This is a genomic window from Novosphingobium colocasiae, from assembly GCF_014652555.1.
Taxonomy (GTDB): Bacteria; Pseudomonadota; Alphaproteobacteria; order Sphingomonadales; family Sphingomonadaceae; genus Novosphingobium; species Novosphingobium colocasiae.
Genome location: NZ_BMZA01000010.1, coordinates 58,471 through 80,152, shown reverse-complemented (window position 1 = coordinate 80,152; position 21,682 = coordinate 58,471). Strand labels below are relative to the sequence as shown.

At 64.7% G+C, this 21,682-nt stretch carries 18 protein-coding genes; 8 read left to right on the top strand and 10 right to left on the bottom strand.

Features of this window, described 5'->3' with window-relative positions; all coding sequences use genetic code 11:
- Nucleotides 1–42: 42 nt before the first annotated feature.
- From mdh to IE122_RS13065, 8 genes are all read left to right on the top strand, one after another.
- Nucleotides 43–1,005 carry a malate dehydrogenase gene (gene mdh, locus IE122_RS13100; RefSeq protein ID WP_189621625.1) on the top strand — a complete coding sequence of 321 codons (963 nt, stop codon included), beginning with the start codon at nt 43–45 and terminating at the stop codon, nt 1,003–1,005.
- Nucleotides 1,006–1,129: 124 nt separating this feature from the next.
- Nucleotides 1,130–2,020, top strand: coding sequence for a succinate--CoA ligase subunit alpha (gene sucD, locus IE122_RS13095; protein WP_189621624.1), 891 nt, complete (start codon nt 1,130–1,132; stop codon nt 2,018–2,020).
- Nucleotides 2,021–2,231: 211 nt separating this feature from the next.
- Complete coding sequence (locus IE122_RS13090; RefSeq protein WP_189621623.1) at nt 2,232–5,087, top strand: 2-oxoglutarate dehydrogenase E1 component; 2,856 nt, start codon at nt 2,232–2,234, stop codon at nt 5,085–5,087.
- An 8-nt stretch (nt 5,088–5,095) separates the two neighbouring features.
- Complete coding sequence (odhB, locus tag IE122_RS13085) at nt 5,096–6,331, top strand: 2-oxoglutarate dehydrogenase complex dihydrolipoyllysine-residue succinyltransferase (RefSeq protein ID WP_189621622.1); 1,236 nt, start codon at nt 5,096–5,098, stop codon at nt 6,329–6,331.
- A 28-nt stretch (nt 6,332–6,359) separates the two neighbouring features.
- Nucleotides 6,360–6,881, top strand: coding sequence for a DUF1877 family protein (locus IE122_RS13080; protein WP_189621621.1), 522 nt, complete (start codon nt 6,360–6,362; stop codon nt 6,879–6,881).
- 24 nt (nt 6,882–6,905) lie between these two features.
- Nucleotides 6,906–8,309, top strand: a complete 1,404-nt coding sequence (gene lpdA / locus IE122_RS13075; RefSeq protein WP_189621620.1) for a dihydrolipoyl dehydrogenase — start codon at nt 6,906–6,908, stop codon at nt 8,307–8,309.
- 121 nt (nt 8,310–8,430) lie between these two features.
- Nucleotides 8,431–9,885 carry a DUF4403 family protein gene (locus IE122_RS13070; protein ID WP_189621619.1) on the top strand — a complete coding sequence of 485 codons (1,455 nt, stop codon included), beginning with the start codon at nt 8,431–8,433 and terminating at the stop codon, nt 9,883–9,885.
- A gap of 70 nt (nt 9,886–9,955) precedes the next feature.
- Nucleotides 9,956–10,894: an AEC family transporter gene (locus IE122_RS13065; protein ID WP_189621618.1), complete on the top strand. Its 939-nt coding sequence runs from the start codon at nt 9,956–9,958 to the stop codon at nt 10,892–10,894.
- A 7-nt stretch (nt 10,895–10,901) separates the two neighbouring features.
- Here IE122_RS13065 and IE122_RS13060 read toward each other — a convergent pair whose 3' ends face one another.
- From IE122_RS13060 to secY, 10 genes are all read right to left on the bottom strand, one after another.
- Nucleotides 10,902–12,614, bottom strand: coding sequence for a DUF8614 domain-containing protein (locus tag IE122_RS13060; protein WP_229814124.1), 1,713 nt, complete (start codon nt 12,612–12,614; stop codon nt 10,902–10,904).
- Nucleotides 12,615–12,763: 149 nt separating this feature from the next.
- The gene (locus tag IE122_RS13055) at nt 12,764–13,312 is read right to left on the bottom strand and encodes a hypothetical protein (protein WP_229814123.1); all 549 of its coding nucleotides are present in this window, start codon (nt 13,310–13,312) and stop codon (nt 12,764–12,766) included.
- 95 nt (nt 13,313–13,407) lie between these two features.
- Nucleotides 13,408–15,570 carry a prolyl oligopeptidase family serine peptidase gene (locus IE122_RS13050; RefSeq protein WP_229814121.1) on the bottom strand — a complete coding sequence of 721 codons (2,163 nt, stop codon included), beginning with the start codon at nt 15,568–15,570 and terminating at the stop codon, nt 13,408–13,410.
- A gap of 175 nt (nt 15,571–15,745) precedes the next feature.
- Nucleotides 15,746–16,168 carry a 50S ribosomal protein L17 gene (gene rplQ, locus IE122_RS13045; protein ID WP_189621617.1) on the bottom strand — a complete coding sequence of 141 codons (423 nt, stop codon included), beginning with the start codon at nt 16,166–16,168 and terminating at the stop codon, nt 15,746–15,748.
- Nucleotides 16,169–16,361: 193 nt separating this feature from the next.
- On the bottom strand, nt 16,362–17,429 hold the full coding sequence (locus IE122_RS13040; RefSeq protein WP_189621616.1) for a DNA-directed RNA polymerase subunit alpha: 1,068 nt from the start codon (nt 17,427–17,429) through the stop codon (nt 16,362–16,364).
- Nucleotides 17,430–17,533: 104 nt separating this feature from the next.
- The gene (rpsK, locus tag IE122_RS13035; RefSeq protein WP_007011846.1) at nt 17,534–17,923 is read right to left on the bottom strand and encodes a 30S ribosomal protein S11; all 390 of its coding nucleotides are present in this window, start codon (nt 17,921–17,923) and stop codon (nt 17,534–17,536) included.
- Nucleotides 17,924–17,990: 67 nt separating this feature from the next.
- A complete protein-coding gene (gene rpsM / locus IE122_RS13030; RefSeq protein ID WP_189621615.1) occupies nt 17,991–18,359 on the bottom strand; it encodes a 30S ribosomal protein S13 in 369 nt (122 codons plus the stop codon).
- 344 nt (nt 18,360–18,703) lie between these two features.
- The gene (locus IE122_RS13025; RefSeq protein WP_189621614.1) at nt 18,704–19,480 is read right to left on the bottom strand and encodes an SRPBCC family protein; all 777 of its coding nucleotides are present in this window, start codon (nt 19,478–19,480) and stop codon (nt 18,704–18,706) included.
- A gap of 33 nt (nt 19,481–19,513) precedes the next feature.
- Nucleotides 19,514–20,161, bottom strand: a complete 648-nt coding sequence (locus tag IE122_RS13020) for an adenylate kinase (RefSeq protein ID WP_189621613.1) — start codon at nt 20,159–20,161, stop codon at nt 19,514–19,516.
- Nucleotides 20,162–20,203: 42 nt separating this feature from the next.
- The gene (gene secY / locus IE122_RS13015; protein WP_189621612.1) at nt 20,204–21,571 is read right to left on the bottom strand and encodes a preprotein translocase subunit SecY; all 1,368 of its coding nucleotides are present in this window, start codon (nt 21,569–21,571) and stop codon (nt 20,204–20,206) included.
- Between the last annotated feature and the right edge of the window lie 111 nt (nt 21,572–21,682).

The window sequence follows — 21,682 nt, the reverse complement described above, 5'->3', positions numbered from 1 at the left end:
GGCCCGGTGAAATCCCGCCGCTGGGAAGGACACGCAGACACAATGGCTCGCAAGAAGATTGCGCTTATCGGCGCTGGCAACATCGGCGGTACGCTGGCGCACCTCGCCGCCAAGAAGGAACTGGGCGATATCGTCCTGTTCGACGTTGCCGAAGGCCTGCCCCAGGGCAAGGCGCTCGACCTGTCGCAGTGCGGCCCGGTCGAAGGTTTCGACGCCAAGGTTACCGGCACGAACGACTATGCCGATATCGCCGGCGCGGACGTCATCATCGTCACCGCTGGCGTCGCCCGCAAGCCGGGCATGAGCCGTGACGATCTGCTCGGCATCAACCTCAAGGTCATGAAGTCGGTCGGCGAAGGCATCGCCGCCAACGCGCCCGACGCATTCGTCATCTGCATCACTAACCCGCTCGACGCGATGGTGTGGGCGCTGCGCGAGTTCTCGGGCCTGCCGCACAACAAGGTCGTCGGCATGGCCGGCGTGCTCGATTCGGCCCGCTTCGCCACCTTCCTCGCCTGGGAATTCGGCGTTTCGGTCAAGGACGTGAACGCGTTCGTGCTGGGTGGCCACGGCGACACCATGGTGCCGGTCACCAGCTACACCACCGTTTCGGGCATCCCGGTAGACGATCTCGTCAAGATGGGCCGTTCGTCGAAGGAAGCGATCGACGCGATCGTCCAGCGCACCCGTTCGGGCGGCGGCGAGATCGTCGGCCTGCTCAAGACCGGTTCGGCGTTCTACGCCCCGGCCACCAGCGCCATTGCGATGGCCGAAGCCTATCTGGGCGACCAGAAGCGCATCCTGCCCTGCGCCGTCCACGTTGATGGCAAGTACGGCCTCGACGGCCTCTATGTCGGCGTGCCGGTGGTGATCGGTGCGAACGGCGCCGAAGAAGTCATCGAAATCGCGCTCGACGATGAAGCGAAGCAGAACTTCCAGGTCTCCGTCGATGCGGTCAAGGAACTGCTGGTCGCCTGCAAGGCGATCGACGGCTCGCTGAACTGAACATTCTGATTCCCCCGCGCGGTTCGGGCCTGACGGACAGGCCGGTGCCGCGCGGGTCTCTACCCGACTTGGCACCTCCCCAGCCATCAGTGGCTGTTTCCCCGATCAGGAACAGGAAATCCCTATGTCCATCCTCGTAAACAAGAACACCAAGGTCATCACCCAGGGCATGACCGGCAAGACCGGTGCGTTCCACACCCAGGCCGCGCTCGACTATGGCACGCAGATGGTTGGCGGCGTGACCCCCGGCAAGGGCGGCACCACCTTCCTTGACCTGCCCCAGTTCGACACCGTGCATGAAGCCAAGGCCGCGACCGGTGCGACCGCTTCGTGCGTCTACGTGCCGCCCGCCGGTGCGGCCGATGCGATCCTCGAAGCGATCGATGCCGAGATGGAACTGATCATCTGCATCACAGAAGGCATCCCCGTGCTCGACATGATCCCGGTGAAGCGCGCGCTGACCGGTTCGAAGTCGCGCCTGATCGGCCCGAACTGCCCCGGCGTCCTGACCCCCAACGAATGCAAGATCGGCATCATGCCCGGCAGCATCTTCTCGAAGGGTTCGGTGGGCGTCGTTTCCCGTTCGGGCACGCTGACCTATGAAGCGGTGTTCCAGACCACCAACGCCGGCCTTGGCCAGACCACGGCTGTCGGCATCGGCGGCGACCCGGTCAACGGCACCAACTTCATCGACGTGCTGGAACTGTTCCTGGCCGACGACGAGACCAAGTCGATCATCATGATCGGCGAAATCGGCGGTTCGGCCGAAGAAGAAGCGGCGCAGTTCCTCAAGGACGAAGCCAAGCGCGGCCGCAAGAAGCCGATGGCCGGCTTCATCGCCGGTCGCACGGCTCCTCCGGGCCGCCGCATGGGCCATGCCGGCGCGATCGTCTCGGGCGGCCAGGGCGGCGCGGAAGACAAGATCGCGGCAATGGAAAGCGCCGGCATCCTCGTCTCGCCCAGCCCGTCGCTGCTGGGTGAAACGCTGGTCCAGGCGCTGAAGGAATTTGCCTGATCCCCTGAATATTTCCGCGCCCCTTGCGGTTTATCGCACCCACCGGGGCGCGGAAAACTTAACCAGAAGGCCGTAGGCCCCGCCGGGGCTGAAAACGGCCTCATCCGCAGGCGGACCTGCACTTCTCCCTCCCCGGGAAGCGACCAAGGCCCGCAAGACGAGTTCGCTTGGTAGCGCCGGGACATGACGTCCCGGTCAGAAAAGGTGTCCCATGGGCAACGAAAACCTCGATTTCACGCCTGCGGCTCAAGACCTTGACGGTCCGCAGCCCGGTCCGAGCTGGCAGCGCCGCAACTGGCCGTCGGTCGGGGCCGAATTCGAGGACGACCTGACCCAGGCCCTCGATCCGTCGGCGCTGCGCGTGGCGATCGAGAAGGCGGCCGCCAAGGGCGGCAGCAAGGTGGACGGGGCGGCGACCGAAGAAATCGTCATGCATTCGATGCGTGCGCTGATGCTGATACGGACATTCCGGGTGCGCGGTCATTTGGGAGCCAACCTCGATCCGCTCGGCCTCACCCATTCCAAGCTTCCGGCGGACTTGACGCCCGAATACCATGGCATCACCGGTGCCGATCTCGACAAGCCAGTCTATGTGGGCGGGGTGCTGGGCCTGCGATGGTCGACCGTGCGCGAAGTCGTGCAGATCCTGCGCGCCAACTATTGCGGCAAGGTCGGCCTCGAATACATGCACATCGCCGATGTCGAGGAGCGCCGCTTCCTGCAGGATCGCATGGAAGGCGCGGACAAGGAGATCGAGTTCACCGTCAACGGCAAGCGGGCGATCCTGCAGGCCGTGGTGCGCGGCGAGCAGTACGAGAAGTTCCTCGGCAAGAAGTACGTCGGCACCAAGCGCTTCGGGCTGGATGGCGGGGAATCGATGATCCCGGCGCTGGAGGCTGTCATCAAGTACGGCGGCCAGCTCGGCGTCAAGGAGATCGTCTACGGCATGGCCCACCGCGGCCGCCTCAACGTCCTCGCCAACGTCTTGTCCAAGCCTTACCGCGTGATCTTCCACGAATTCTCGGGCGGTACCGCCAACCCCGAGGATGTCGGCGGATCGGGCGACGTCAAGTACCACCTCGGCACCTCGGCCGACCGCGAGTTCGACGGCATCAAGGTCCACATGAGCCTGATGCCCAACCCTTCGCACCTCGAAACGGTCGACCCCATCGTGCTGGGCAAGGTGCGCGCCTATCAGGTGTTCCATGACGATATCGGCGACGATATCGGTCCCGGCGCGCGGCATCGCCAGGTGCTGCCCGTGCTGATCCACGGCGATGCCGCCTTTGCCGGCCAGGGCGTGGTGTGGGAATGCTTCGGCCTGTCCGGGGTCAAAGGCTACAACACCGGCGGCTGTATCCACTTCGTCATCAACAATCAGATCGGCTTCACCACCAGCCCGCAGTTCGCGCGCAATTCGCCCTATCCAACCGATGTCGCCAAGGGTGTCCAGGCACCGATCCTGCACGTCAACGGCGATGATCCGGCGGCGGTGACGTTTGCCTGCAAGCTGGCGATCGACTACCGCCAAACCTTTGGCCGCGATGTCGTGATCGACATGTGGTGCTATCGCCGGTTCGGGCACAACGAGGGCGATGAGCCTTCGTTCACGCAGCCGCTGATGTATGCCCAGATCCGCAAGCATCCGCCGGTCAGCCGCATCTATGCCGACAAGCTGAAGCAGGAAGGCGTCATCGATGACACTTTCCTTGCGCAGGCCGAGGCAGATTTCAACGCGCTGCTGGAAACCGAATTCGAAGCGGCAAAGACTTACAAGTCCAACCACGCCGACTGGTTCGCCGGTCGCTGGAGCGGGTTCAACAAGCCGGTCGATCCGGAAACCGCGCGGCGCAACGTGCAGACCGGGATCGAGGCCAAGCTGTTCGACAGCCTCGGCCGCACGCTCACGACGGTTCCGGAAGACCTGACCGTCCACAAGACGCTCGCCCGGATCATCGACGCCAAGCGCGAGATGTTCAAGACCGGCGAAGGGTTTGACTGGGCGACCGCCGAAGCGCTGGCGTTCGGCTCGCTGTGTTCCGAAGGCTATGCCGTGCGCCTGTCAGGCCAGGATTGCGAACGCGGCACGTTCAGCCAGCGTCACGCGGTCTGGGTCGATCAGAATACCGAGCGCAAGTACACCCCGCTCACCACCGTCCCGCACGGCAACTTCGAAGTGCTGAATTCCACCCTGTCGGAATACGGCGTGCTCGGCTTCGAATACGGCTATGCCAGCGCCGATCCCAAGACGCTGGTGCTGTGGGAGGCGCAGTTCGGCGATTTCGCCAACGGCGCGCAGATCATCATCGATCAGTACATCGCCGCATCGGAAGCGAAGTGGCTGCGGGCAAACGGCCTGGTTCTGCTGCTGCCACACGGCTACGAGGGCCAGGGCCCGGAACACTCTTCGGCCCGCCTGGAGCGCTATCTGCAACTGTGCGCGCAGGACAATATCCAGGTCTGCAACATCACCAGCCCGGCCAACTATTTCCACCTGCTGCGCCGGCAGATGCACCGCCCGTTCCGCAAGCCGCTTGTCATCATGACCCCCAAGTCGCTGCTGCGCCATCCGATGGCCAAGTCGGCCGCTTCGGAATTCATCGGCGACGGGCACTTCTTCCGCATTCTGTCGGACCACAATCCGGCGGCAGATGCGCAGACCCGGCGGGTGATCCTGTGTTCGGGCAAGGTCTACTACGACCTCCTGGAGGCGCGCGACAGTGCCGGGATCACCGATACCCAGATCATCCGGATTGAACAGCTCTATCCGTTCCCCGGCGAACCGCTGACGACGCGGCTTTCGCGCATGACCGGTCTCGAAGAGATCGTGTGGTGCCAGGAAGAGCCGCAGAACAACGGATCGTGGTTCTTCGTCGATCCGCTGATTGAGGCTGCCGCCAAGAAGGCCGGTATCAAATCGCCGCGCCCGCGCTATGCCGGGCGCAACGCCTCAGCCTCGCCCGCGACGGGTCTTGCCAAGCGCCATGCCGCAGAGCAGGCCGCGCTGGTGGCCGATGCTCTGGGTCTTTCCGTCCGTTCCGAACTCCGTCGCAAGCAGAAGGCTTGAGATAAGACATGACCACCGAAGTCAAGGTGCCCGTCCTGGGCGAATCCGTCGCCGAAGCCACCATCGGCCAATGGCTCAAGCAGCCGGGCGAAGCCGTTGCCGCTGACGAGCCCATCGCCAGCCTCGAAACCGACAAGGTCGCCATCGATGTGATGGCCCCGCATGCCGGCGTGCTGGCCCAGCAACTCGCCAAGGAAGGCGACACCGTGACGGTGGGCGCGCTGATCGCGACGATCGAGGAGGGATCGGGCACCGCTGCGGCGAAGCCTGCGGCAGCGCCTGCGCCTGCGGCTGCGGCCCCGGCCGCTACGCCCTCACCGGCCCCGGCCCCGGCACCTGCCGCTGACGACGCTTCGGGTGCGGCCTCGGTGCTGTCGCCGGCGGTGCGCCGCGCGGTGCTCGAATACGGGATCGATCCTGCCACCATCAAGGGCACCGGCAAGGACGGTCGCATCACCCGCGATGACGTGGTGGCCGCCGCGCAGGCCAAGGCGTCCAGCCCCGCGCCTGCCGCCAGCGCCGCCCCCCCTGCACCGGCCGCCGCCCGCAACGAAGAGCGGGTGAAGATGACCCGCCTGCGCCAGACCATCGCCAAGCGGCTCAAGAGCGCGCAGGACGATGCCGCGCTGCTGACCACGTTCAACGATGTCGACATGTCCGCCGTGATCGCCGCGCGCGATCGCTACAAGGACGTGTTCCAGAAGAAGCACGGCATCAAGCTCGGCTTCATGAGCTTCTTCGCCAAGGCTTCGGTGCTGGCCCTCAAGGACATCCCGGCGGTCAACGCCCAGATCGACGGGGACGAGATCGTCTATCACGATTACGTCGATATCTCGATCGCCGTCTCCGCGCCGAACGGCCTTGTCGTGCCGGTGGTCAAGGACTGTGACAAGCTTTCGTTCGCCGGGATCGAAAGCGCCATTGCCGATTTCGGCAAGAAGGCGAAGGAAGGCACGCTGACCATGGCCGACATGGCCGGCGGCACCTTCACCATCTCCAACGGCGGCGTTTTCGGCGGATTGATGTCCACCCCGATCATCAACCCGCCGCAGTCGGCCGTGCTCGGCCTGCACCGGATCGAGGACCGGGCGGTGGTCCGCGACGGGCAGATCGTGATCCGGCCGATGATGTACATCGCGCTGTCCTATGACCACCGCATCATCGACGGCCGCGAAGCCGTGACCGCGCTCAAGACCATCAAGGAAGCGATCGAGGACCCGACGCGCCTGCTGATCGACCTCTGATCGAGAACGGGACGAGATGGCAAAGGACATGATCTGGACCGCGCGGCAGGCTGATGCCGGAACCGTCGCGCGGCTCCGCGCGAACCCGGAAGACATCGGCGCGTTCATCAGCGGGATGGATGTCGATCCCGACCTGCTGGACGCCCCCGCCGACGTGCACAATCCGGCGATCCCCTTCGACCTCGACACCCAGTGGCAGGCGATCCACCACCTGCTGACCGGCTCTGCCGGCGCGGCCGACGGCCCGCTGTCGATCATCGTCGGCAAGTTCGAGAAGATCGGCAGGGATCAGGGGTTCGGCCCGGCCTGGCTGATCCCGGCGGAAGCGATCGCGCTGGCCGATGCGGCGCTGTCGCAGCTTGACGATGACGATCTGCGCGAACGCTATGACGCCAACGCGATGGTCAAAGATAACGTCTACACCGCTGCGACCCTGGCCGAGGAAGGCGAAGGCGCGATCGACTTCATCATCGACGATATCGATCGCCTGCGCTCGTTCCTGTCCGAAGGCGCGAACCGAGGTCTCGCCGCGCTGGCGATGATCAACTGATACTGCTGGACACGGAAGAGAGCCATGGCTGACCAGACTTACGATTACGACGTGCTCGTCATCGGCGCGGGCCCGGGCGGCTATGTCGCCGCGATCCGTGCGGCGCAGCTTGGCCTGAAGACCGCCTGCGCCGAAGGGCGCGAGACGCTGGGCGGTACCTGCCTCAACGTCGGTTGCATCCCCTCGAAGGCTCTGCTCCACGCTTCGGAATACTTCGACGCCGCCAAGGGCGGGGCGATGGCCGCCATGGGTATCGAGGTGACGCCCAAGCTCAACCTTGATGTCATGCAGGGCCAGCGCAAGGATGCGGTGAAGGGCCTGACCGGCGGGATCGAGTTCCTGTTCAAGAAGAACAAGGTCGATTGGCTCAAGGGCTATGCCGCCTTCAAGGACGCGCACAGCGTTGATGTGGGCGGCAAGACGGTGACGGCGAAAAACATCGTCATCGCCACCGGCTCCTCGGTCACGCCGCTACCGGGCGTGACGATCGACAATGCCGGCGGCGTGGTGGTGGACAGCACCGGCGCGCTGGAACTGGCTGCGGTCCCGAAGAAGATGGTCGTCATCGGCGGCGGCGTGATCGGGCTGGAACTGGGCTCGGTGTGGCGGCGTCTGGGTGCCGAAGTCATCGTCGTCGAATTCCTCGATCAGCTCCTGCCCGGCATGGACATGGACGTGCGCAAGGAAGCGGCGAAGATCTTCAAGAAGCAGGGGATGGCGCTCAAGCTGTCGACCAAGGTCACCGGCGTCGAGGTCAAGGGCAAGACGGCGAAGGTATCGGTCGAACCTGCCAAGGGCGGGGACTCCGAAGTGCTTGAGGCCGATGTGGTGCTGGTCGCCATCGGCCGCCGCCCGAACACCGAAGGCCTCGGGCTGGACAAGATCGGTCTCGAACTCAACCAGCGCGGCCAGATCGAGACCGACCACGATTTCGCGACCAAGGTTGCGGGCGTTTGGGCGATCGGCGACGTGATCCCCGGCCCGATGCTGGCGCACAAGGCCGAGGATGAGGGCATCGCCGTGGCCGAGAACATCGCCGGGCTGACCGGCATCGTGAACCACGATGTCATCCCCGGCGTGGTCTACACCCAGCCCGAGATTGCCGGTGTCGGCCTGACCGAAGAAGCGGCCAAGGAACGCGGCGCGATCAAGGTCGGCAAGTTCCCGATGCTCGCCAACAGCCGCGCCAAGACCAATCACGAGCCTGACGGTTTCGTGAAAGTGATCGCCGATGCGCAAACCGATCGCGTGCTGGGCGTGTGGTGCATCGCCAGTGTCGCCGGCACGATGATCGCCCAGGCCGCGCAGGCGATGGAGTTCGGCGCAACCAGCGAAGACATCGCCTACACTTGCCACGCCCACCCGACCCATTCGGAAGCGATCAAGGAAGCGGCGATGGCGGTTACCGGCAAGCCGATCCACATCTGATCGCCCTCAGCCAAGGCTGCGCCTGATCGCGGCCACGGAACCGTTGGCCGATTGACGATTTTTGTCGTCCATGTGGGCGCATCGAAAATCGGGATCGGCAGGCCTCATTGCGCGGGCTGCCATGGCAGGCGTTGCCGCGCTGGTCCTGACCTTTGGCGGATGCCATCGCAAGGCCGCCGAAGGTGCCCCGCCCCGTGCGACCGACCGGATCAAGGTGGACGATGTCCCCTCACTGGTCACGGTGCCGGTGCGCGCCGATCTCGGCAGCCTTGTGACGCGGTTGGAGCGCGAAATTCCGCGCACCTTGTGGACGATCGACAAGCCGGATCAGGTTTGTGTCGCGAGCAAGAAGATCGATCTCGGCATCGCCCGGGTAAAGACGCCGACGCTGAAGTGCCGGATCGTCGGCAGCGTATCGCGCGGACCGCTGCGGCTCGAAGGCAACGGGCAGGATATCCTGATCGCCATGCCGCTCCACGCCGTCCTGCGCGCGGAAGACATCGGCGGCGTGCTGCGGCGGGAGACCGCCACCGCCGATGCGATGGCGCACGCCCGGGTCCGGCTCGATCTCGCCAAAGACTGGAACCTGACCGGCAAGATCGACATCTCCTATGACTGGACCAACGCACCACATCTCGATTTCCTGGGCCAGCGGATCGATCTGACCGAGAAAGCGGATGCGAAACTCGGGCCCGTGATCGCGCGGCTCGAACGCACGCTCCCCGCGCAACTCGAAGCGCTGCGGGTGCGTGAAACGGTGGCACAGGCGTGGAAATCGGGCTTCACGACGCTGGAACTCAACGAACGGAACCCACCAGTGTGGATGCAGGTAAGGCCGGTCGAACTGCAGTACGGCGGCTATTCGGTGCGCGGCCACAGCCTTCTGCTGCGCCTTGGCCTCAAGGCAATCACCCGCACCAAGGTGGGAACGCGACCGGCCGAACCCGCCCCGGTCCCCCTGCCCCCGCGCGCGCCGCTTTCCGGCGAGGTCGGCGATCTGTCCTTCTATATCCCGGTCATCGCCGATTACCGCGAACTGGAGCCCGTCCTGATGAAGGCGCTGCACAAGCGGTCGAAGCGGCCGTTCGACGTGCCGGGATACGGGCCGGTCATGGCCCAGTTCCGCTCAGCCACGATATACGGCACCACCGGCGGGCGTATTGCCGTCGGGCTTGATTTCACCGCTAACGACCCCGACGGCGCGCTGGCCGATACGCGCGGTCGCATCTGGCTGACCGCGCGGCCGGTCAATGCGCCAAACTCGCGAAAAGTCGCATTCCGCGAACTGCAGGTCAGCGGCGACACCAATGCCGTGGCCGGCGATCTGGCCTTGGCGCTGGTCAACGCCCCTGCACTCTCCTCCACCCTCGAACAGGCGCTGGGCCAGAACTTCCAGAAGGACTTCGACAAGCTGCTGGGCAAGATCGCCCGCGCCATCGATGTGCGCCGCGAAGGCGATCTGGTGATCCGCGCGGAAGTCACCGACACGCAGACCGGCCGCATCCGCGCCACCGGTGAAGGGTTCTATCTGCCGGTGCGCGCCAAGGGGACCGCGTCCATCAGCCTCGCGCACTGACGCCAAATCGTTTCCTCCGCCCTCGAAACATGCTTAGGAGCGGCAGTCTCCCGCCAACCCAGGGTTCCGCGTGCTGCTTCCGCTCCTGACCGTCCTGCCGGTCTTTGCCCTCATCTTTTCAGGCTGGCTGGCGCGGCGTCTCAATATGCTGGGCGCGGCGGCAACGAGTGAACTGAACCGCTTCGTCGTCTACCTCGGCCTGCCTGCGCTGCTGTTCGACGTGACCGCGACCGCGAAGCCCGAAGAGATCTGGCAGCCCGGCTTCATCCTCGCCTTCGGTATCCCGGCGCTCCTGGTGTTCGGCGTAACCGTGGCGCTGCGCCGGCTGAGCGGCCGCCCGCTGGCCGACAGCGCCATCGACGGGCTGGCCACCGGCTACGCCAATACCGGATACATGGGCTTTCCGCTGGCCCTGGCGGTGTTCGGGCATCAGGGGCTGGCGCTTACCCTGATCGCCTCGATCGTGACGATCTGTCTGCTGTTCGCGGTGGGCATCGCCGTGCTGGAGACCGGTTTGCAGGACGGCAGTCGCGGTGCGGCGCTGGTCGGCAAGGTCGTGGTCAAGCTGATGCGCAATCCCATCGTCGTCGCGCCGGCACTGGGCGCGTTCTTCCCGATCACCGGGGTGGCCTTGCCCGATGTCGCTGCCCAGTACCTCAAGCTGCTGGGCGGCGCGGCATCGCCCTGTGCGCTCGTCGCGCTTGGCCTGTTCCTCGCCGCCGACCACGGCCGGGCCCCGCGCGGCCAGAACGCCACGGCAGCGGTGTTCATCGCCGCCAAGCTGCTGGTGCAACCGGTGCTGACCTATATCCTCGCGGTCTGGGTGCTGAGGCTCGAACCGCTCACCGCCCACTGCGCCGTACTGATCGCCGCCCTGCCCACCGGCACCGGTCCGTTCATGCTGGCCGAATTCTACAACCGCGAGGCCGCGCTCACCGCGCGGGTGGTGCTGGTATCGACCATCGTCTCGTTGTTGACCGTAACGCTCTATCTCGGCCTGATCAGGTAGCCCCTGTTCACACTTTGTCGGGATAGACCGGCAAGATATCGACCGGGATGTCCGCCATTGATGCGATCGCGGCGTCAGCCTCGGCATCCAGCTTGCCCCACTTGTCGAGAAACGCCTTGGTGCCGGCGTAATCGCCATTGGCCTGCAGCATCAACATGTCGTGCAGCAGTGCCTTGAGCCCGGCTTCCATCTTGTCGTTATCCACCCGGTAGCGCTTAGCCGCCGGATCCCAGGCGAACGCACCCTGATCGCGCAGGTAAGCGTGTTGCAGCGCCGCGCCCTTGCCGTGCGCCTCGACTGCGCCGAACCGGACGGCGCGGAATATGCCGGTGAAGTATGTGGCGAAAAGCTGCGGTTTCTCGGCAACAGGCAGTTCACCCTTCTGCATCATCAGCAGGAGGTTCCACACTCCGGCGACATCGGCCTTCGCCTCTTCCAGCGCCGAGTTCTGCTCCTTGAGCGCCTTGTCGACCGTGGTGGTTTGACCGTTCACCACGATCGTCCCCGGCCCCAGGCTGTGCGACAGTTCGTGGAACAGCGTTTCAAGCTGCATATACTTCTTGTCCACCAGCGCCGCCTGATCGGCGGGCAGCACATGCGCGGCCATGGGCTGGAGGATGCGTTCGAACTTGGCCCCCAACACATTGGCAAGGATCACCTTCTTCGCGCCCTTCGCCTCGCGCACCCGCTCGTCGTTCGGCAGGTTGAAGGCGATGGTCTGGACGCCAGGCACATTGTCGCCGCCACCGTGGACCTGATCGGCCACCGCGATCGGGCTGGCGAAGCCGCGCTGGAAGTTCTTGTAGCGATCCTCGATCGGCAGGTTCCCCTCCATGTCGCGCAAGTAGGCCTTGTATTTGGCCAGCGCTGCGCTTTCCTCCGGGTCCTTGAGCGTCACGAAGCTTTCGAACGACGTCTTCACACCCATCAGCCGGTCGGTATAGACCTCGTAGGCACCGATCGCAGGCTCGATCGGGGTTCCTTCGATATCCATCCACGCCAGTTCGCTGGCAAAGTAGTTATCGGTCAGAAAGGCGTTGGCGCGCAGCAGCAGGAACTTGCGCAAGGACGGATTGGAAGTGCGCGCCGCCGCCTGTTGCAGCAATTTTGCCGCCGGTTCGAGCCATTCCCGATACTCGCGCGAATAGGGCACGGCGGCCAGCTTGTCCCCTTCGCGGCGCACCACGGTATAGGGGCTGGTCAGCGCGTCCTTCTGTTCCGGGTGAGCGGCGAGATAGGCCTCGAACGCCTCGCGGGTCAGGTCTTTGGGGTAAAAGCCCGCACCTTCGGGCATTGGCGCGGTGCCCCAGAACGGGTGGAGATCGGCCAGCTCGTCCCAGGGACCGAAATTGCGATCGAACATGGCGACCAGCAGATCGCGGTCCGCCCGCCGGTTCATCGACACTGCCTTGCGCACTTGCGGATTATCGACCGAACGCTGGCGCAAATAGATCTGGCTCATCAGATCGGACGCCTGGATCAGCAGGTTGACGACATCGCGCTCCTCCGCCGTCAGGAACTTGGCATCGACCGGCATCGCGATCCGCGCGAGCTTTCCCGCCTGGGCGGCAAGGTCATACTGCTCCTGCGCCACGGCCTGCTCCTGTGCCAGTGCCGGCGCGGAGGTTGCCGCCAGCAGGGTTGCCAAAGCCAGCGCCCGATAGGGCCTGCCGCTGCGCGCGGGCATGCCGGCAAGACGCGAAAGCGGATGAATGGGCATGGCCTGCTCCGATATGAATTATGATTCAACTTTTGCGGGAGTAGCGCATGGGCGGGGCAAGACAAGCACCAAACGCAATCGCCGCCCGAACACTGGGTCCGGACGGCGATCGGGGTTCGCCGTGCTGGGGTAGGCGGTGATTATGACCTTCAGATGACCCCATGGCCATCAACGGCGACGCTGCGCACCTGCCCGCTGTCATCGATCGAGCAGGCAAAGCCGCGGCCATCCGTCAACCGGCCGCTCACGCTGTAGCGATCCGCGCTGCGGGTAACGGTATCGACCGTATCCACCTGCCAATCGCCCTTCTCGATCTCGTCGGCGCAGACGCCGACGGCATCGTCGAAATGCCCGGAAGCCTGATCCCGTGCGCCGACCGGAGCGTCGTCGCGCCCGCGATCGGAACCGGCACTATCATCCTCGTAGCGTCCGCCGTCCCGGTCGCGCGCGTCGTTGCGGTCGCGGTCGCGGTCGCGGTCGCGGGCCGAGTTGCTGGCCGCAGTGGCGATGGCCGCCACACCGCCGACAATCAGCAGACCGGCCAGCAGATCGCCGCCGTCGATCCCGCCGCCATGGTGACGGTGGCCATAGCCGCCGTGCCAGCCCCCATGGCCGCGCGCGAGCGCGGGCGTGGCGGTCATCGCGAAAGCGGCGGTCGCCGTCAGGGCAACGGCAAGGCGCGAACGCAGCATGGTCATGTTCAATGATCCCGGATCGGACGCGCGATAATGCGCGCCGCTTATGGTTATCGAAGTAGGCCCCTCATGCTTTCGTGGCGATGAACCGTGCCGTGTCAGCGCCTGGCTGCATCGGCCGCGTCAACCGAAAGCCCGGTCCACTGCGCCAGGAAGGCAAGGATATCGGCCCCCTCCTCGATCGCCTTGTCGGTCGGCTTGCCGGACCCGTGCCCGGCGCGGGTTTCGATACGGATCAGGTGCGGCCGGTTGCCGATGCTGGCATGCTGAAGCGCTGCCGCGTACTTGAACGAATGGCCGGGAACCACGCGATCATCCGTATCGGCGGTGGTCACCAGAATGGGCGGATAGTCTCTGCCGGATGCGATGTTGTGATAAGGCGAATAGGCGCGCAAGACTTTGAAATCGGCCTCGCGATCGGGATGGCCGTAATCATCGACCCAGTATCGCCCGGCGGTGAACTGATCGAAGCGCAGCATGTCCATCACCCCCACCTGCGGGACGGCGGCGGCGAACAGGTCCGGCCGCTGGTTGACCACCGCGCCGACCAGCAATCCGCCGTTGGAGCCGCCCTGGATGGCCAGGCCATCCTTCTTCGCGATGCCTTCGCGGATAAGGTATTCGGCGGCGGCGATGAAATCGTCGAAGACGTTCTGCTTGTTGGCACCGGTGCCCGCCTCGTGCCATTCGCGGCCATATTCGCCGCCGCCGCGCAGGTTTGCCATCGCAAAGGCCCCGCCCGCTTCGAGCCAAGCCATACGGATGGCAGAGAACCCCGGCGTCAGCGCCACATCGAACCCGCCATAGCCATAGAGCAGCGTCGGCAGCGGCTTGCCGGCGCGGGCAAGGTCCTTGCGCCGGACGATGAACATCGGCACCCGCGTCCCGTCCTTCGAAGCGTAGAAGCGTTGCTCGACCAGATAGTCCTGCGGATCAAAGCAGACGCCCGGCTCGGCGAACGGCGCGGTCTGGCCGGTCTCCATGTCCATCCGGTAGATTGCCGAGGGGCAGGCGAAGCTGGTGAAGCTGTAGAACGTCTCCGGATCGCCCGGGCGGCCGCGAAATCCCGATGCGGTGCCGAACCCGCCCAGCGTGATCGCCCGCGCCGGCCGGCCGTCGAGGCTTACCACTTCGGCATGGCTGGCGGCATCGCGCAGGTAATTGAGGATCACCGCGTTGCCTACGATGCCCGCCCGTTCCAGGATCGCCGCGCCTTCAGGCACGATCTGCGTCCATTGCGGATTGCGCTGGCCAAGGTCGATGCTGACAAGCCGGAAGCGCGGGGCGTTCCAGTTGGTCACGTACCACAGCCGCTTGCCAACGCCTTCGACCAGACGCCAGTCATCGGTAAACCCGCTGACCAGCGGCACCGTCTTCCAGCCCAGCTTGGCGCGCGCCTTCAGATCGATTGCGCGCACTTCGTAGCGGGCGTCAGTGCTGACGGTGGTTGTGATGATCGCCAGCCTGCCGTCCTGCGTGACCCGGGCGGTATGGCCGTAACCGGGATGCTCGGGGGTGGAATAGACCAGCTCGTCCTCGGCCTGCGGCGTGCCGAGCCGGTGAAAGTAGATCGCCTGATCGAACGTCGCCCCCTGGAAGGCCGTACCGGGTGCGGGCTCGGGGAAGCGGGAATAGAGGAAGCCTTCCTCACCCACCCACGCCAGCCCGGTATATTTCGCCCAGCGCACTTCGTCGGCCAGCGGCTTGCCGGTGCGCACGTCCAGCACATGCAGCACGCGCCAGTCGGTGCCGCCGTCCTGCACGCTGTAGAGCAGATACTGGCCGTTGAGCGACGGTTTCCAGGCATCGAGCGCGGTCGCCCCGTCAGCGGCCCAGGCATTGGGATCGAGCAGCAGGCGCGGCACGCCAGCCAGTCCATCACGCACAAACAGTTGTGCCTGATTCTGCAGCCCCGAATTGCGCATGTAGAAATAGCGCGCGCCGGCCTTCTCGGGCAGCCCGAAGCGTTCGTAATTGGTCAGCGTGCGAATGCGTTCCAGGAAGTGCGCCCGCTGCGGCAGCGCATCGAGATAGGTCCGCGTGACAGCATTCTCACGAGCTACCCAATCGGCCACCGGCGGTGCCTCGCGCACGTCGGCTTCCAGCCAGCGATAGGGGTCGGCGATGGTTTCGCCGAAGCGGGTTTCAACCACATCGTCGCGGCGGGTTTCGGGATAGCGTATGTCTGTCATCGTGCCGCCAGAGATGGGCCCCGCCAGCGTGGCGAGCAAGAGCCCCAGCACCGCCCGCAGGCGAACCATCACCAACTCCCGTTGCTTTTCTTTGCGTTTACCCCTGCACCGCTGTCGGCTTCAGGGAGGCGCGAATCCGTCGCAGCCCGCTATAGTGGCGCAACCCGCTCGAAACGACAACGGCCGCGCCGGGTTCTTCCCGGCGCGGCCGCATGTCTTGCAACCCGTCTCCGGGCGGCCGGGCTCAGGCCTCGGCGTAGTCTTCGGCTTCGTTGTTCACCGGACCCGAATCCTGGCCCTTGGCATCGACATCGCGGTCAACCAGTTCGATGATCGCGATCGGCGCGGCGTCCGAAGCGCGGATGCCGGCCTTGATGATACGGGTGTAGCCACCGTTGCGACCGGCATAGCGATCAGCCAGAACGCCGAACAGCTTGGCTTCCTGGGTCTCGTCCATCAGGCGCGCATGGGCCAGACGACGGTTCGACAGGCCACCATGCTTGGCGAGCGTGATCAGCTTTTCGACGTAGGGGCGCAATTCCTTGGCCTTGGCCGTCGTGGTCTGGATCTGCTCGTGCTTGATGAGCGCGGCAGCCATGTTGCGCAGCAGGGCGGCGCGGTGGCCGGAGGTGCGCTGCAGTTTGCGTTGACCGTGTTTGTGACGCATTTTTCCGTTCTCCGTTCGTAGGGGGGCCGTGTGAGGTACCCCGATCCTGGTGACGCTTGCGGGGGCCACCTGCCCATCTCATTGCCCCGTCATCCCCGCGAAAGCGGGGACCCATCTCCTATCGACCGACACTGGACGGATCGGGAGATGGCTTCCCGCCTTCGCGGGAATGACGAAGTATTACTTCAAGCGATCAGCCCAGAAGTTCCTGTTCGAGCTTCTTGGCCATCTCTTCGATGTTCTCGGGCGGCCAGCCCGGGATGTCCATGCCGAGGCGCAGGCCCATCGACGAGAGGACTTCCTTGATCTCGTTGAGCGACTTGCGGCCGAAATTCGGCGTGCGCAGCATCTCGGCTTCGGTCTTCTGGACCAGATCGCCGATGTAGATGATGTTGTCGTTCTTGAGGCAGTTGGCCGAACGCACCGACAGCTCCAGCTCGTCCACCTTCTTGAGGAGGTAACGGTTGAGCTGGTTGGTATCGCTCTCTTCCGGCGCAGCCGACCCGCTCGAAGCCATGCCCAGCATCGGCGAGGTGCCAACCGGAGCGATGTCCTCGAAGTGGACGAACAGGCTGAGCTGGTCCTGGAGGATGCGGGCGGCATAAGCCACCGCGTCTTCCGGGGTCACCGTGCCGTCGGTCTCGACGGTCAGGCTCAGCTTGTCGTAGTCCAGTTCCTGGCCGACGCGGGCGTTTTCAACCTTGTACGACACCTGGCGCACCGGCGAGTAGAGCGAATCGACCGGGATCAGGCCGATCGGCGCATCGACCGGACGGTTCGACACGGCGGGGACATAGCCCTTGCCGGTGTCGGCGGTCAGCTCCATGTTGAGCGTCGCACCCTCGTCGAGGTGGCAGATCACCAGACCCTTGTTCATGACCTCAATGTCGCCAGTGACGGCAATATCGCCGGCCTTGACTTCGGCCGGGCCGGTCGCGGACAGTTGCAGGCGCTTGGGGCCTTCGCCCTGCATACGCAGCGCAATCTGCTTCACGTTCAGCACGATGTCGGTCACGTCTTCGCGAACACCGCTCAGCGAACTGAATTCATGCAGCACGTTCTCGATCTTGATCGATGTGATCGCCGCGCCCTGCAGCGAGGACAGCAGCACGCGACGCAGCGCGTTGCCGAGCGTCAGGCCGAAGCCGCGCTCAAGAGGTTCGGCGACAAACGTCGCCTTGAGCTTGGGGTCTGGTCCCGGCTTGACCTCAAGGCTGTTGGGCTTCTTGAGTTCCTGCCAGTTCTTGATGTTGACAGTCATGGACTTCCCCTGGGAGTGATGGCGGTGACCCCCGGCGCCTGGTGGAAAGGCGCGAGGGCGATCCGAAAACGGACGGTGACCGGTTCACCGTCCGGCAGGCACGATCAGACGCGGCGACGCTTGGACGGGCGAACGCCGTTGTGCGGGATCGGCGTCACGTCGCGGATGGACGTGATGGTGAAACCGACCGCCTGGAGGGCGCGCAGCGCGCTCTCACGGCCCGAACCCGGGCCCTTGACTTCGACTTCCAGCGTGCGGACGCCATGTTCGGCGGCCTTCTTGCCGGCATCGTCAGCCGCGACCTGCGCAGCATACGGGGTCGACTTGCGGCTGCCCTTGAAGCCCATCATGCCCGCGGACGACCAGCTTATCGCATTGCCCTGGGCGTCGGTGATGGTCACCATGGTGTTGTTGAAGCTGGCGTTCACATGCGCGATGCCGCTGGTGATGTTCTTGCGCTCGCGGCGCTTAATGCGCTGAGGTTCGCGTGCCATGATCTGTGTATCCTGTCGCTATAGCTTGCGTCAAAGCCGATGGGCCGGCGTTGCGGCCCGGAACGGCTTACTTCTTCTTGCCGGCGATCGGCTTGGCCTTACCCTTGCGGGTGCGCGCATTGGTGTGCGTGCGCTGGCCGCGAACCGGAAGGCCCTTGCGGTGACGCAGGCCACGGTAGCAGGCGAGGTCCATCAGGCGCTTGATGTTCATCGCGGTCTGGCGACGCAGGTCACCTTCCACAACGAGATCGGCGTCGATCGTTTCGCGGATCTGCAGCACTTCGGCGTCCGAGAGGTCCTGAACGCGACGGCTGTGGTCGATGCCCAGCTTGTCTGCAATTTCGAGGGCCTTGGTACGGCCGATACCGTGAATATAGGTCAGCGCGATAATCACGCGCTTGTTGGTGGGGAGGTTTACCCCGGCAATACGAGCCACTTAATTCTCCATGCTCCACAGGGACGGCAGAAAGCCACCCTATCTCAACGCTTTACCGCCCGGCGGGCCTTGGCCCATTGTCCCGGACGCCCCCCGACAAAACGAAATGGCAAAAAGCCCGGCCGCCGGCGTTAACATCGCCACAGCAATCCGGACTTACCTTTGTTCCATCGGGTGAAGGGCGCGCTTAGAACGATTCGCAAGCCCTGTCAACGACGCCCACGCGACGCGACATGGTTTTCCAGGGCGGAAACCGGAAACGGGCAATCGCTGCCCGTCACAGCACTATAACAGGAAAGCGCGGCGTTCGAAAGCGCTGTTGTTCAGGGCGGTTTCGGCGGCGATCAGCGCCCTGACGGCAGGTTGGGATTGCCCTGTACCGGCTGCTCGGTCGGCTCGCCATCGGGCGCATCAGCCGGGGCATTCTCGGCGGGAAGATCGAACAGATCGGGCACGGGTGCCTCCCCCACCGGCGCTTCGGCAGCGGGTTCTGCAGCCGGCGCGGACTTCGCCTTGCCCTTGCCCTTCGCCGGCGCATCGATCGCCACCGCCCCACCCAGCCTGGCGACCAGACCGGCAAGCTGCTGGGCCAGCACGCCATCGACACCGCCGGACATCTGCGCCATCGGCACCCGCAGAAATCCGCCCACGACATATTCCATCATGATTGCCGTGCCCTTTTCGGCCGGCTTGAGCTGGAATGTAAGAGTGCCGGTGACGGCATCGCCCTGAAGCGGCCCTAGTGCGCCGACCATCCGCAGCACCCGGGGCTCCTCGACGTAGACGACCCGCATGTGTTCGACCGTGCCGCGCGGTGCGGCGCGCGGGGAATCCTTGCTGGGCAGCAATTCGCAGAAACAGCCGCCTGCGCGCGGGTCGATCGTGAGATTGGCGGCATCGCCGGACCAGGTGTGATCACTGTCCCACCACTTGGCCGGGCGAAGCAGCAACTGCCACACCTCGGCCGGGCTGGCGGCTACCATTTGCGCATGCTGGATCACGAACCCGCTGTCCGAAACCTGCGCCACTTTCGCTGCCGCCGGCCCCGCCGTGAAGGAAAGAGCCGCTGCCCCGGCGATCGCGAGAGCCCAGCGGATGGCCGGGAATGCTTCCTTGGTCATCTGTGCACGGGCTCCATGGGCGCGGTCGCGCGATCAGTTGGCGAGAATGCTTTCGAGCGCGTCGGTCACAGCGTCCATCTCGGCCATGCCATCGACCTTGCTGACGATCCCCTGCGCTTCGTAGAACGGCAGGATCGGGGCAGTCTTGGCGCGATATTCGGCCATGCGGGTGCGCACGGTTTCAGCGTTATCATCAGGGCGGCGCTTGAATTCGGTGCCGCCGCACTTGTCGCAGGTGCCGGGAACCTTGGGCTGTTCGAACGTATCGTGATAGCCCTTGCCGCACGTGGCGCATGTGTAGCGGCCGGTGATCCGCTCCACCAGCGCGTCCTCGTCTACGCCCAGCTCGATCACATGATCCAGCTTGCGGCCGCGCGCGGCCAGGATTTCATCCAGTGAACGGGCTTGCGCCTCGGTGCGGGGATAGCCGTCGAAGATGGCACCGGTATCGGCCCCCATCGCGTCCAGCTCGTCGCCGATCAGCGCCGAGACGATCGCGTCCGAAACCAGCTCGCCACGTTCCATCACGGCCTTGGCTTCCAGCCCCGTCGGCGTGCCGGCCTTGACGGCGGCACGCAGCATGTCGCCGGTCGAAAGCTGGCGCATGCCGTGCCGTTCGACCAGACGCTGTGCCTGGGTTCCCTTGCCCGCCCCCGGGGGGCCCAGAAGAATGATGTTCACGCCCTGTATCCTCTCGATGCGAAAAGGTGCCTCACGCCCCTGTCAGCGGATGCGCCCTTTGAGTTTGGCTTTCTTGATAAGGTCGCCGTACTGGTGCGCCAGCAGATGCGACTGAATCTGGGTGATGGTATCCACGGTCACGTTGACCACGATCAGCAGGCTGGTGCCGCCCATGAACAGCAGCGGCAGCCCGGTCAGCGACAGAAAGTATTCCGGCAGGCAGCATACGATCGTCAGATAGGCCGCGCCGATCACCGTCACCCGGGTCAGCACGTAATCGAGATAGGTGGACGTGTTCTTGCCGGGACGGATGCCGGGAATGAAGCCGCCGTTCTTCTTGAGATTCTCCGCCGTCTCGTCCGGGTTAAAGACGACCGCGGTGTAGAAGAAGCTGAAGAAGATGATGCCGGCGGCATAAAGCAGCATGTACAGCGGCTTGCCGTGGCCCAGATACTGGTTGAGCGAGACGACGACCTTGCCCATCGTCGATTCCGGCGAAAGCGACTTGCCGGCGAACTGGGTGATCGTCAGCGGCAGCAGCAGCAGCGAGCTGGCGAAGATCGGCGGGATGACGCCGGCGGTGTTCATCTTGAGCGGCAGGTGCGAGCGATCGGCCTGCATCATGCCACGCTGGGTCGCGCGCTTGGGATACTGGATCAGCAACCGGCGCTGAGCGCGTTCCATGAAGCAGATCATCAGGATCAGCGCCACCACCAGCACGATCAGCGTGATGATGAGCACGGACCCGGTATCGCCGGCGCTATAGGCCTGACCCAGGTTGCTGGCGAACTTGGGCATTTGCGCGACGATGCCGGCCATGATGATCAGCGAAACGCCGTTGCCGATCCCGCGCGAGGTGATCTGTTCACCCAGCCACAGCAGGAACATGGTGCCGCCGACCAGGCTGATCACCGCGCCGACGCGGAACATGATACCGGGATCAACCACCGCCTGCATGCCGGTCGACGCGCCGTAGGCCTCCAGGCTCACAGCCAGGAAGTAGCCCTGCAGCGCACAGAGGAAGACGGCCCCGTAACGGGTATACTGGTTGAGCTTCTTGCGCCCCGCCTCGCCTTCCTTCTTCAGCGCCATCAGCGCCGGATGCAGCGATGCCGCAAGCTGCACGACGATCGAGGCGGTGATGTAGGGCATCACGCCGAGCGCGATGAGGCTCATACGCTCAAGGCTGCCGCCCGAGAACGTGTTGAACAGATCGAGGATGCCGCCTTGCGTCTTGCTGTAAAGCGACTGCAGGATGAGCGGGTTGACGCCCGGCAGCGGCACGAAGCTGAGGAAGCGGAACACGATCAGCGCGCCGATCGTGAACCAGATCCGGTTCTTCAGTTCGGTAGCTTTGGAGAAATTCGCCAGGCTGAGCGTGCTGGCGATGTTATCGGCGCGGGAAGCCATGATCTTGCGAATTGCCTCGAAACTGTCTTTTCGGATTCGGCCTTAGCGACAGATGCCACCCTTGTCGAACCCCGGAACGGAACTGGCCATATAGACATTCGTAGGATGTCT

Excerpts from the sequence above, each read along its gene's own strand:
- rpsK (WP_007011846.1), bottom strand. The coding sequence starts at position 17,923 with ATGGCACGCGAACCTCAGCGCATTAAGCGCCGCGAGCGCAAGAACATC.
- IE122_RS13070 (WP_189621619.1), top strand. The coding sequence starts at position 8,431 with ATGGCAGGCGTTGCCGCGCTGGTCCTGACCTTTGGCGGATGCCATCGC.
- IE122_RS13080 (WP_189621621.1), top strand. The coding sequence starts at position 6,360 with ATGATCTGGACCGCGCGGCAGGCTGATGCCGGAACCGTCGCGCGGCTC.
- mdh (WP_189621625.1), top strand. The coding sequence starts at position 43 with ATGGCTCGCAAGAAGATTGCGCTTATCGGCGCTGGCAACATCGGCGGT.
- sucD (WP_189621624.1), top strand. The coding sequence starts at position 1,130 with ATGTCCATCCTCGTAAACAAGAACACCAAGGTCATCACCCAGGGCATG.
- IE122_RS13050 (WP_229814121.1), bottom strand. The coding sequence starts at position 15,570 with ATGGTTCGCCTGCGGGCGGTGCTGGGGCTCTTGCTCGCCACGCTGGCG.
- secY (WP_189621612.1), bottom strand. The coding sequence starts at position 21,571 with ATGGCTTCCCGCGCCGATAACATCGCCAGCACGCTCAGCCTGGCGAAT.
- IE122_RS13025 (WP_189621614.1), bottom strand. The coding sequence starts at position 19,480 with ATGACCAAGGAAGCATTCCCGGCCATCCGCTGGGCTCTCGCGATCGCC.
- odhB (WP_189621622.1), top strand. The coding sequence starts at position 5,096 with ATGACCACCGAAGTCAAGGTGCCCGTCCTGGGCGAATCCGTCGCCGAA.
- IE122_RS13055 (WP_229814123.1), bottom strand. The coding sequence starts at position 13,312 with ATGACCATGCTGCGTTCGCGCCTTGCCGTTGCCCTGACGGCGACCGCC.
- IE122_RS13060 (WP_229814124.1), bottom strand. The coding sequence starts at position 12,614 with ATGCCCATTCATCCGCTTTCGCGTCTTGCCGGCATGCCCGCGCGCAGC.
- IE122_RS13040 (WP_189621616.1), bottom strand. The coding sequence starts at position 17,429 with ATGACTGTCAACATCAAGAACTGGCAGGAACTCAAGAAGCCCAACAGC.
- IE122_RS13090 (WP_189621623.1), top strand. The coding sequence starts at position 2,232 with ATGGGCAACGAAAACCTCGATTTCACGCCTGCGGCTCAAGACCTTGAC.
- lpdA (WP_189621620.1), top strand. The coding sequence starts at position 6,906 with ATGGCTGACCAGACTTACGATTACGACGTGCTCGTCATCGGCGCGGGC.
- rplQ (WP_189621617.1), bottom strand. The coding sequence starts at position 16,168 with ATGCGTCACAAACACGGTCAACGCAAACTGCAGCGCACCTCCGGCCAC.